Annotated in this window: 9 protein-coding genes; 7 read left to right on the top strand and 2 right to left on the bottom strand. The window is 50.4% G+C overall.

Going from position 1 to position 11,932, the window contains the following annotated elements; all coding sequences use genetic code 11:
• The coding region (locus ABYT30_RS09155) for an ATPase, T2SS/T4P/T4SS family (protein ID WP_373096132.1) at positions 1–801 on the bottom strand (801 nt) is incomplete at its 3' end.
• A gap of 202 nt (positions 802–1,003) precedes the next feature.
• Between ABYT30_RS09155 and ABYT30_RS09150 the strand changes: the two genes are divergently transcribed.
• The 7 genes from ABYT30_RS09150 to ABYT30_RS09120 all read left to right on the top strand — a co-directional run bounded on the left by ABYT30_RS09150 (position 1,004) and on the right by ABYT30_RS09120 (position 11,564).
• The gene (locus ABYT30_RS09150; protein ID WP_373079171.1) at positions 1,004–1,681 is read left to right on the top strand and encodes a TIGR00153 family protein; all 678 of its coding nucleotides are present in this window, start codon (positions 1,004–1,006) and stop codon (positions 1,679–1,681) included.
• Between the two features lie 32 nt (positions 1,682–1,713).
• Entirely contained in the window at positions 1,714–2,979 is a 1,266-nt protein-coding gene (locus ABYT30_RS09145; protein WP_373079169.1) for an inorganic phosphate transporter, read from the top strand.
• A gap of 114 nt (positions 2,980–3,093) precedes the next feature.
• On the top strand, positions 3,094–4,239 hold the full coding sequence (gene argE / locus ABYT30_RS09140) for an acetylornithine deacetylase (protein ID WP_373079166.1): 1,146 nt from the start codon (positions 3,094–3,096) through the stop codon (positions 4,237–4,239).
• Between the two features lie 284 nt (positions 4,240–4,523).
• Positions 4,524–6,803 carry a hypothetical protein gene (locus ABYT30_RS09135; RefSeq protein WP_373096130.1) on the top strand — a complete coding sequence of 760 codons (2,280 nt, stop codon included), beginning with the start codon at positions 4,524–4,526 and terminating at the stop codon, positions 6,801–6,803.
• Positions 6,804–6,894: 91 nt separating this feature from the next.
• Positions 6,895–7,965 carry a hypothetical protein gene (locus ABYT30_RS09130; protein WP_373096128.1) on the top strand — a complete coding sequence of 357 codons (1,071 nt, stop codon included), beginning with the start codon at positions 6,895–6,897 and terminating at the stop codon, positions 7,963–7,965.
• Positions 7,966–8,347: 382 nt separating this feature from the next.
• Complete coding sequence (locus ABYT30_RS09125) at positions 8,348–10,609, top strand: hypothetical protein (protein WP_373096126.1); 2,262 nt, start codon at positions 8,348–8,350, stop codon at positions 10,607–10,609.
• Between the two features lie 340 nt (positions 10,610–10,949).
• Positions 10,950–11,564 (top strand): histidine phosphatase family protein, encoded by a 615-nt coding sequence (locus ABYT30_RS09120; protein ID WP_373079155.1) that lies wholly within the window; start codon positions 10,950–10,952, stop codon positions 11,562–11,564.
• 294 nt (positions 11,565–11,858) lie between these two features.
• Here the strand turns inward: ABYT30_RS09120 and rpmG are convergent.
• Positions 11,859–11,932, bottom strand: a 74-nt coding sequence (gene rpmG / locus ABYT30_RS09115; RefSeq protein WP_373096133.1) for a 50S ribosomal protein L33, incomplete at its 5' end; no start/stop codon positions are given.

The following is an 11,932-nucleotide window of genomic DNA, read 5'->3' as shown; positions in this document are numbered from 1 at the left end:
CATCCGGCCGAGAATTTTTAAACGGCTCACCACCGCGGTGAGCACCGTAGCCGGGAGTTCATAAACATTATAAAGCACGCCGTCGATACGAAAGCGGACATTACCCTGCTCACGGCGCGGCTCAATATGTATATCGCTGGCGCGCTGGTCATAGGCATACTGCAGCAGCCAATCGACAATATTGACGACGTGGCCGTCATTGGCGTCGAGGTCTTTCAAATTGCTGATTTCGAGGAGCTGTTCGAGATTATTAGTCCCATTGCCGCGGCGATTATTATCACCGCTGGCACCGCGCACCGATTTGGCCAGACTGTAAAATTCAACGGTGAAGCGATCTATTGCCTCGGGATCGGCTATAACTCGGCGAATAGGCTTGCGCAAAACCTGCTGTAAGTCCGCCTCCCACGCATTGACAAAGGGTTCGCCCCCGGCAATAACGACCTCTTTTGGCGTCACCGCCACCGCCAAAATACGATGGCGCTGGGCGAAGGCAAAGGACATCACTCCAGTGACGGCAGGCACGTCAATCTTTAAAGGGTCAATACGCAATGCCGCTTGATCGCAATGCGCTGCCAGCCAATCCAGCAGACTGTCCATCGTCAGGACACGGCCCTGTCGAGATAAATCGTGCAGCTGCTCGCCAGCAATATAATTGAGAACGTGCTGAAGTTTATCGCCGCTACGGGGCGGACTTAGCCGCAAACGTTTTGCGCTTGCTGCATCAATAATCCCATCGGACACCAATTGTCGGGCTAAGGTCCCAACGTCCAGCGGTCCAGTCTTTGTGATTTGGCTTTGCATCGCCGCGCTAATCCCTTGTTATCGTTGGATGATTCTAAAAAATGTGTGTTGATTTCAGCATACTCAGCATCACTCTTGCATTATGGCAAGTCCCAAGCAAATTACACACCTCTAACAGCGACGCGTTAAAAACTGGTTACCCATGGCCTAGGTCAGTATAATCCGCCCACTCATACGACTGACGATATGCAGGAGTCGCACCGTGCCATTAAATTCACTGGGTAATCTGTTCGGAAAATCCCCTTTCGAACCGATACAGGAACACATGAAGCAGGCGCAAGCCTGTGCTGCCGCACTAAAGCCATTTATTGATGCTGTGCTCGCCGACGACTGGGTGCTAGCTGAAAAAGCCCAACAAGTCATCGTTGACCTTGAAAATGAAGCTGACAAGCTCAAAAAGCAAGTTCGCCTGCAACTGCCAAACAATTTATTCCTCCCCGTGCCCCGCGCCGACCTCCTTGATTTAGTCAGCATGCAAGACCGTATTGCGAACTGCAGCAAGGATATTGCCGGCTTGATGCTCGGTCGCAAAATGCAAATCCCGCCATCACTCGCCGCGGCGCTCAGCGAGTACGTAATTCTGGCTATCGCTACCTCTGCGCAGGCAATGAAGGCTATCGAAGAGCTTGATGAATTACTTGAAACAGGCTTCCGCGGCCGCGAAGTGAGTCTAGTCGAAACCTTGATTGAAGAGTTAGACCGCTTAGAGCATTCGGCCGATAAGCTTCAAATCGATATCCGCGGTTCGCTGTATGAAATAGAGCGAGATCTGCCGCCAGTCGACGTTATGTTTCTCTACCAGACCATTTCCCTTATTGGCGAATTGTCTGATAAATCCCAAAAAGTAGGCTCGCGTCTGCAAATTGTTATTGCTCGCTAAACAGCTGGCACAAGCTTACAGAAGGAATTCACATGTCAATTATTGCTGAGCACGGGCAGTTATTGCTTATTTTAGCCTGCCTTTTTGGCTTTTTTATGGCCTGGGGCGTTGGCGCCAATGACGTTGCCAATGCCATGGGCACCTCGGTGGGCGCTAAGGCACTCACCATTAAGCAGGCGATTCTCATCGCCATGTTATTTGAGTTTTGCGGCGCCTATTTAGCGGGCGGTGAAGTTACCGAAACGATACGCAAAGGCATTATAGATCCCGCATTTGTCGCGGATAGCCCAGATTTACTGGTCTTCGGCATGCTGTCATCGCTATTAGCCGCTGGCGTTTGGCTATTTGTTGCCAGCATGATGGGGTGGCCAGTATCTACCACACACTCCATCGTTGGCGCCTTAGTTGGCTTTGCCGCAGTCGGTATCGACAGCGATGCGGTGGTCTGGAGCAAAGTCGGGCAAATCGTCGCCAGCTGGGTAGTCTCACCGGTCATGGCCGGGACCATCTCCTTTGGTATCTTCCTCAGCGCCCAGCGCCTGATTCTCAATACCCAAAACCCCTTTGAAGCCGCCAAGAAATACATACCCTACTATTTGTTTCTAGTCGGCTTCATGATCGCCATGGTCACCATGACCAAAGGCCTCAAACACCTCGGCTTAGGTTTAAACTTTCAGCAGTGCATGGGCTATTCCGTCATCGCTGGGATTATTGTTGCCGGTATCGGTCAGCTGTTTTTGCGCCGCATCAAAGACACACCGTCCGCCGATGGTCGCTTCCGCTTTGCCAGCGTTGAGCGCATGTTCGCGGTACTAATGGTGTTTACTGCTTGTGCCATGGCTTTTGCCCACGGTTCTAATGATGTTGCTAACGCCATTGGCCCTGTTGCCGCCATAGTAAGCGTCGTTCAGTCCGGCGGCGTAATCGGCGCAAAATCGGCCCTGCCCAGCTGGATATTACTGGTCGGCGCTGGCGGTATCGTCTTTGGCTTGGCAACTTATGGCTTCAAGGTTATTGCCACGGTCGGCACCAAAATCACCGAGCTGACACCGAGCCGCGGCTTTGCCGCCGAGTTGGGCGCCGCCTCGACTGTGGTTATCGCCTCCGCGACAGGCCTACCGATCTCCACCACTCACACACTCGTTGGTGCGGTATTGGGTGTTGGCTTGGCTCGGGGTATTGCCGCGCTAAACCTGAGTGTTATTCGCAATATCTTTATGTCGTGGATCATCACCCTACCAGCCGGCGCCGGCTTAGCGATTGTATTCTTCTTCATCTTCAAGGCTATATTCCTTTAAGTAAGTAAGCCTCTCGAGCAAACAATATCAGTGCGAGCCGCTGTTATTGTTTGCTCAACTCGCTACAATATCGCTTCAATCGCCAAGCGGCGACAGCGATAAATGGCGAACCCTATGAACACAAAAAACGTTCTGTCGATGCTGACAGAGCTGGTCAAACTCCCCTCGGTTAGCTCTACTCTGCCCAGTCGTGATATGGGCAATATCAAAGTAATTGAGCAACTGGCCAACTGGCTAGAACCCCTCGGCTTCGCTATTCGCATACTGCCGATTGCCGGAAGCCCCAACAAAGCCAACCTCGTTGCTACGCTAGGCAGCGGCAGTGGCGGCCTCGTGCTCGCGGGGCACACCGACACCGTGCCCTGCGACGACACGCTTTGGCATAGCGACCCGTTTACCCTTACAGAGCGCGACGGCCGCTTATATGGCCTTGGCAGCACCGATATGAAGGGTTTCTTTGCTATTGCAATCGAGGCGCTAAAACCCTTTTTAGAAAAGCCGCTACGTGCTCCGCTGATTATTCTGGCCACCGCCGACGAAGAGAGCAGCATGGACGGCGCGCGCTCGCTGGTTCACAGCGACGTGTCCGGCGCGCGCTACGCCGTCGTCGGCGAACCCACTGGCCTCAGGCCTATGCGCGCCCACAAAGGCATTGTGATGAAGGGCATCACCATTACCGGCCGCTCAGGGCATTCGTCTAACCCGCTGCTCGGCAATAACGCCATGGACGCCATGCACGAGGTCATGAGCGGCCTTATGCAATTGCGTCAGGAACTGGCTGCAAAATACCACCACCCGGCCTTTAGTGTGCCCACGCCAACCATGAACTTTGGCTGTATACACGGCGGCGATAACCCCAATCGTATCTGTGGCAAATGCGAACTGCACTTTGATATTCGCACCACCCCCGGCATGGACAACGATGAACTCGACACCCTCATTCAAAAAGTTCTCACACCGGTCGCCGAACGTCGCGCGATTAACATTGGCTTACGCGCCTTAATGCCGGGGCTAGCCGCCTACGAAGAGCCAGAAAATTCAGACATAGTTGCCTTGGTAGAACAACTGACTGGGCAGACCGCAGACACTGTTGGCTTCGCCACAGAAGCGCCGTTTTTCCAACAGCTAGGCCTGCAAACCATTGTCATGGGACCAGGCTCTATTGACCAAGCCCACCAACCAGATGAATTTATGGCGCTAGACCAGATTCGCCCCACTATTGATGTACTCCAAGCGATGATTAAACGCTATTGCCAATAAACTACTACGAACTAATTCCGCGAAAAACTTGATATACATCACATAAGGCGCTAAAACGTAAAGGCGTTAACGTGTCGTATCGCGTGAATAAAAATGTGTTTTCTTTTTGACTTCTCATTGTTGTTCCACCTGATTACACCGCAACACATAAAATACTATAAGCACCTAATCGAATTACTGCTGGCACAGGAGCGTGCGAGTAAATAGGGCAGGAGCCCTTAGCTTAAATATGGATATTAATAGCGCAGTAATACTGTCGATATAGGTAAACAAGGAGATGTTTCATGCGTCAAATTCCCAAATTTCAAAAATTCCTTCTACCTGTGGCCATCGCCGCGAGCCTTGCTGCTTGCGGTAGCGATAGCAAAGGCAGCTCAGCTGCGCCGACAACAGTTGCGGGCGCCAGCTCGAAAGGGATTATTATTGGCGGCATAGTCAATGCCTACCCTATTACTGCTACTGGTGAGGTTGATAGAAGCACCAGTCTAGCCGCCCCTACGACCACAGCCGCTGACGGCAGCTATAGCCTTAGCCTCAATAACAATTACGTACCCGGCAGCGCTATCTACGTGGAAATTACCGCCGGTGATGGCACTTTAATGCGTTGCGACCTTGCCAAATGCGGCGAGAAAAATTTTGGCGAGGATTACACCCTCGCTTCCGGCTTTACCATGTCAGCAACACTGCCCCAAGCCAGTGGCAGCAGTGTCGCAGTTAACATCACCCCCATTACCGATATTGCCGCGAAGTTAACTTTGCAAAAAGTTGTGAGTGGCGCAAACCCATCTGCTGCTGCGGCAGGCTCTAACGCCCAAGTCGCTGGCCGACTCGGCATCACTGGTGGCCTGATTGATCAGCCTATTGTTGATATCACCAGTGCCAGCGCAGTTAATGGCGCTAGCCAAGCCGCCCTTGAATACAACTTAAAATCGGCTGCTGCCGTTGCTGCGGCGCTTAAAGCAAGCACCACACCTAGCCTAGAAGATGCCGTAGCCAACTTTGTAAATCAATTCAGCAATGGCGGCATTGCGGATCGAGAAGAAACCAATAGCGATGATATCAGCCTCGAGGAATTACTCGCAGAGGCGCGCGCGCTACTTGAAACTGTCAAAACTGTTGACGGTGTCAATGCAAACAGCGGCGGCGTGAGCAGTTCGAGCACTAGCCTAGCGACGGCCGAATCCAGCGCACAAAATAGTAGCAACACCAGCCCAAGCCAGGGCGATGTTCCAGAGGATGTTGGCAGCGAAGGTCTTGTCGCCAGTAAAGCCTTTGTTAAGCAGGTTCGCAACTTAGCGAGCGCCGGTGTTGTTTCCGCCAACCAAGAGGCCTTTGCCGAGCAAATTGATCTGGCCAGCGAAGCCGTCTCAGCCGACAGTGACATTGTTGCCGAGGGCCTTGGCCTCGGCCTTAATGCCATTGCCAGTGCTTACGAGCTTTACCTCGACGCGCCAGATGAAGACAAACCAAACTCTGTAGAAATTAACGGAATCACCGTAGCCATCTCCGAATCAGCCGGCACGGTAACACTCGCAGTAGACGATACCGTGGTATTAAACGAAACCGAGGTTGCGATCAAATTAAGCGCCGCCGATGGCACTGTGATCAATGAAAACGAGCCCGTAGACAATACCGTTGATGGCACCAGAACTGTTTCGGAATCGGGCTCAGCTACGGCCGCCTTGTCCGTATCAGGCTCCGCCGCCAGTTCTGCGGTTTCTATCACCATCAACGAAGGCAGTTTTAGCGGCGCCTTAAGCTACGATAGCCAGTGGACCGAGACCGATACCTCATCAGAGACCGGCAGCGGCTACAGCGATACTTGGGACGATGAATTTACCGTCACCAATATCGACGCCAAGCTAAACATCACCCTTGCACAGCTTAATAGTGACAATAACATCGGTTTCACCGGCAATATGGCGCTTAAACTCGGAGAGCTAAAGGGCAGTGAAGAAGGCAGCTATAGCACCAGCTACAGTTATACTGAATGGTGGACTAACTCTAACCAAGAGCAATACACTGAAACCATCACTTTTGATGGCTTTGAAATAAGCTTATCAGGTGACTTTAGTGATGACCTCGGAAATGCGATTAGCGCAAGCCTAGCAGCCAATATCGATAACTTTAATGAAACCTGTAATCAGCAATCGAGCTACGGCCCAAATGGCGGCAGTTACAGCTACGAATGCGATCTCAATGAAACTGAGACCGATTACGCGATGGCTAGCCTGAGCATTGTCTTCAACTTGGACATCGACGGTGTCGATGACGACGTCAAAGTCGAGTTTAACGCCAGTCGTACCGGATTAGAAACCGGTGAGGGTTCATTAAAACTGAGCTACGGCGGCAAGCAGCTTAACTTGAACTACGAGGGCGGCAATACGGCAACCCTTAGTAACCACAACGGCGTGACCATGACGCTAACAGAGACCGAAGTCGATGAGGAAACCAGCCTTTCCGGTGACATCAAACACGGCGGCTCTGCTTTTGCCACTATCAGCGACGATACCGGCGCTGTTGTAATTCGCTACAACGACGGTAGCTTCGAAACGGTAATGTAAATCTCACCGCAGCGATATTAGGGAGGCTTTTGCCTCCCTTTTTTATTAATATGATTTTTAAATACTTCATATCGGCCGACTGGAATTTTTTATGCGTGCCTTGATCGCAACTATCTTTAGCAGCTACGCCTTACTATGCGCTGGCGCCACACCTGAAACCGAATATTATTCCAGCATCGACAGCCTCAGCTATAGCCAAGCAGCACCGATAGAACAGATGATTCACGATCTTGATGGGGCACCACTGAAATCTGGAAAATTTGCCTTTACGCACAATCAGTTTGAAATTGGTGTGCGCAAAAATGATTTTGAGTTCAGTTATTTTTATCGTTACGACTACTATTTAAAATTTAACAAAGACACTGGGCAGCTAGCCTATTTACAGCGCAACGATTTGCCCCTGCCGCAAAACACCCATTACAACGTTTACCTGCGCCCCAACCACCTCCGCGCCTGGGGTTTAAGCGCCGCTTATTTTTATGAGGTTAATCCCCAACTGTCCATAAAAACACGGCTGAACTACTTGCGCGCGACTCACACCACCGATGGCTATTTAAAAGGCCAATTAAACACCCTCAATGACGGCTACCAAGCGCAGCTCTATCTCAATTACGGTTATAGCCGCGACACCCTACTCGACCGCGCAGAAGAAGACAGTGATGGTCACGGCACATCCCTTGATATTGACCTTCACTGGCAAGTAAACAAACAGTTAAATATTGATTTTAGTGGCCGAGATATACTGTCATTTATTCAATATCGCGACCTCACCTATACCACGGCCACGGCCAATACTGACAACATCTCCTTTGACCAAAATGGCTCAATTGACGCCAAACCCACCGTCAGCGGTGTAGAGCGCTACCGCGATCAAACCCAGCGACTCGCCTCCCGTTACTCACTGCATGGCCACTATCAACTTGATAGCCAACACGCACTCACTAGCGAGTTATTTGCCTATGATCGCCACGTTTTCCCCCGCCTCGGCTACCAGAGACAATGGCGAGACAAACAATGGCAACTCAGTTACGACTTACGTAGCGATGCTTGGGGCTTAGGGCTGGGTGGCCAGTATTTTAATCTGCACCTACGCACTGATGAGTTAAACTGGGAAGACGCTAAAACACTGGAACTTAATTTTTCTGTAAAAGGTCGATTCTAATTTTTGGTATGAACACAAACCCAGTATCAGCAAGTTAGTGCTTATGCGTTTACAACGCCAGCGCCGGAAAAGGTAAAAAATGCTTAAGTAATTTCGCGGTTAACTCAATACGTTATAACCGCTTAGTTTTCTGGCAATAACCGAATTAATTGTCTAGAACTTAGTAGTGTTAACGTGTCTTATCCCTTAGGAATAGCAGGGCTGCGCTAAAGCAGTTCTGTTGCTCCATATGATTACACCGCAACTCCTGAAAAATCGATAAGTACCTAATCCGGCTACTGCAGGCACACAGGACGTGGCACAACTGGGCAACTGCCCTCCGTTTACTATGGATGTACATCGCGCAGCAGCCTCGCAGTATAGGCCGACTGGGAGATTAATCATGCGTCATATTCATAGCCTTAATAAATTAGTCCTACCCCTCGCGATTAGCGCCGCGCTCGTCGCTTGCGGTAGTGAAAGCAAAAAAAGTGCCTCGACAGCTCCGACCAATTCAATTGGGGGACAAAGCTCAAAAGGGATAGTCATTGGCGGTATCGTCAATGCTTACCCTATTACAGCGACCGGTACAGTGGACAAGACAAGCGCCCTGGCAAATCCTGCGACCACGGCCGACGACGGTAGTTACACGCTGTCGCTCAATAGTAATTATGTGCCCGGTACCGCCATTTACGTCGAAATTACCGCCACTAATGGCACTTTAATGCGCTGCGACCTTGTTATGTGCGGCGATAAGGATTTTGGTGACACCTACGCGTTAGCCTCTAGTTTTGCGATGTCAGCAACGCTGCCCTCGGCAACAGGAAACAGTGTCGCGGTGAATATCACACCGATTACGGATATTGCGTCTAAACTCACCTTACAAAAAGTTGCCGCTGGCGCGAACCCATCAGATGCCGCAGCTGGCTCGAATGCTCAAGTCGCTAATCGACTCGGTCTCACTGGCGGGCTAATTGACCAAGCGATTGTCGATATCACCAATGCCAACTCAGTAAACTCCGCTAGCCAAGCTGCCCTCGAATACAATTTAAAATCCGCAGCGGCAGTTGCCGCCGCCTTAAAGGGCAGTACTACGCTCAGCCTCGAAGATGCTACGGCTAACTTTGTAAACCAATTTAGTAACAGCGGTATCGCCGACAAAGAAGACACCAATACTGACTCCGTTACCTTAGAGGAGCTCCTCGAGGAAGCGCTAGCACTGCTCGACAAAGTAAAAGCGGTGCCAGGTGTAGAAGATAGCAATGCCGTCAGCAGCTCAAGTACCAGCATTACAGCTGCAGAAGCCGATGCGCAAACCAATGGCAGTACCACCGCGAGCCAAGGTGATGTGCCCGAAGATGTCGGCAGCGAAGGATTGATTGCCAGTAAAGCCTTTGTTAAACAAGTTCGACATCTCGCCAGCGCTGGCGTCATGTCCGTCAATCAGGCGGCTTTCGCCGAGCAAGTAAATCTCGCCGGCGCGTCAGTTTCGGCAGATAGCGACATTGTCGCCGAGGCACTTGGCTTAGGCTTAAATGCCATCGCAACAGCCTATCAGCTCTATCACGACGCCCCAGATGACAACAAACCAAGCGCAATCGAGGTTAACGGTCTTACCGTCTCAACCTTGCAATCAGGAACTAGCCTTAATCTATCTATAGATCAGTCGATTACACTTTTCGAGACCGACGTGACACTTGCTTTAAGTGCAGATGACGCCACCGTCATCGAGGAAAACTTTAGCGACACCACTACCGGCAATGAAACCACATACTCAGACACTGGCTCAGCAACAGTCGCCTTAACCGTATCGGGGTCGGCGGCAAGTGCGGACGTTGCAATGACAATTAACGATGGTAGTTTCACTGCTGCCCTGAGTTATGACGAACAAAGTACCGAAACGCAAGCACCCACCAGCTACAGTGAAACCTGGGACGCTGAAGTCTCCGTCACTGGGATAGATGCAACCCTCAGCATCACACTGGCCCAACTCACCGCCGACAACAATGTCAGTTTTACTGGCAGCATGGCACTTACACTCGGCGAGCTACTGGCGACAGAGGACGGTAGCTATAGCTCGGGATTCAGTAGCGAAACCTTCACCGAACAAGAACAATATGCTGAAACACTGGGCTTTGACGGCTTTGAAATAAGCTTGGCGGGGGAGTTTAGCGATTCCTCAGGAAATGCATTAAGTGCCAGCCTCGCCGCGAGCATTGATAACTTCAAGGCAAGTTGTAATGAAGAGTCCGCGTACAGTGAATTAGCTGGCTACAGTTATAGCTATGGCTGCCAGCTCGACGAAACACCGACCGATTACGCGATCGCCAGCCTCAGCATGGTCTTTGACATCGATCTCACGGGTGTCGACGACGATGTAAAAGTAGAGTTCAACGCTAATCGCAGCGGCATAGAAGCAGGCACAGCGACATTAAACTTAAGCTACGGCGGCAAACAACTTAACTTAGCTTACGAAGGAGAGAATACCGCCACCTTAAGCAATCACAATGCTGTGACTATGAGCCTGACCGAAACAGAGACCGACGGCGAAATCCGCATCTCCGGTAATATTAGGCACCGCGAAACGAGTTTTGCAACCGTCAGCGACAGTAGTGGTGCAGTGGTTATTCGCTATAGCGACGGTAGTTTTGAGACCATCCAGTAAAGTTAGCAGACTAGGCTAGATGCCGGCCTATCTGACCTTGGTGGTAGCCCGACCTTAGAAGTGACCGACACCGGACGCTTAAAACTGACGGTCACTGCCGAGGAAATTGCATTTTTTGATCGCCTACCGCTACCGGACGTGATTAAAAATCCAGTAATACCTCAATAATTGCGCCATCGGTATGCGTTTACAGCCAAAGGCACTGCAACCCAGCAGTGCCTTTTTACGTATCGCTCTTGATCGGCGCGTCTACAATGATCATCAATTTTTCACCGCTATCGATACCCATTGCTGGTAAACTGCTTAGACAACACCAAGTGATAAAAAATGGGTTCTAATCATGACTGCCGATACCACTGGCCGCCTCTGCTTTGTTCGCCACGGCCAAACCTTCGCCAATATCAACAAAGTGTGGCATGGCCAAACCGACACCGAGCTTACCGAAGAAGGCCATGAACAGGCCCGGCGTTTGGGTGCCTATTTTCCGCGCTACCTGCACGCGGATGTGATCTACACCAGCCCATTGCAGCGCGCGCGCATAACCGCTGAAGCCATTGCTAGGACCTTTAAACTTGAGGTGAATTTTGATCCTCGATTAATGGAAATGGATTTAGGCGATTGGGAGGGAAAAACATTTGCAGAGCTAATTGAAGCGGGCAATATCGTTCAAAAATTAATTGACGATCCGGACTTTGCTACCCCGAATGGCGAATCACAAAATATCGTAAAGCAGCGAATAGTTACCGCTGTGGACGAAATTTCAGCTAAGCACCCCAATGAAAACGTCATTATCGTTGCTCACGGCGTCACCATCAGTATCGCGTTTGCACACTATATTGATGACGACACCAAATTGTGGCCAAAATACGGCAAATCAAATACGGCGTTTAGCGAAATATGTCTGCAAACCAAGCAGTTGCTTAGCTTTAATAAAATTGACCATCTCAAGGAATAATTGCAAGCAACACCCGGTACAGTGTCGTTCAAGTCCAGCTCCAAGCAAACGCTGATTTCGTCGACCACAGCTCAAATCTGCATACAGACCCGCACCGAGAAAACGATGGCGAGATTTCCAGGTTTTGCTAACTCTATTGAGATTGCCAAAGGCTTTGATCACGTCACCGATGTCGAAGACAGCCTTCAGGTCGTCACTTAAACAGCATCTGCTGGTAACAATATGATAGCAATAAAAAAACCGCGCATTGCGCGGTTTTTTTATTGCTATACATCAAAGCACTTCAATAACGAATTACTTGATTTTAGCTTCTTTGTACATCACGTGCTTACGTACTACTGGATCGTATTTTGAAAACTCAAATTTAT

Origin of the sequence: Zhongshania sp. (genome assembly GCF_041623545.1) — a bacterium.
GTDB lineage: Bacteria > Pseudomonadota > Gammaproteobacteria > Pseudomonadales > Spongiibacteraceae > Spongiibacter.
Note: the sequence above shows the minus strand (reverse complement) of the source record. Positions and strands in the feature narration are given on the sequence as shown.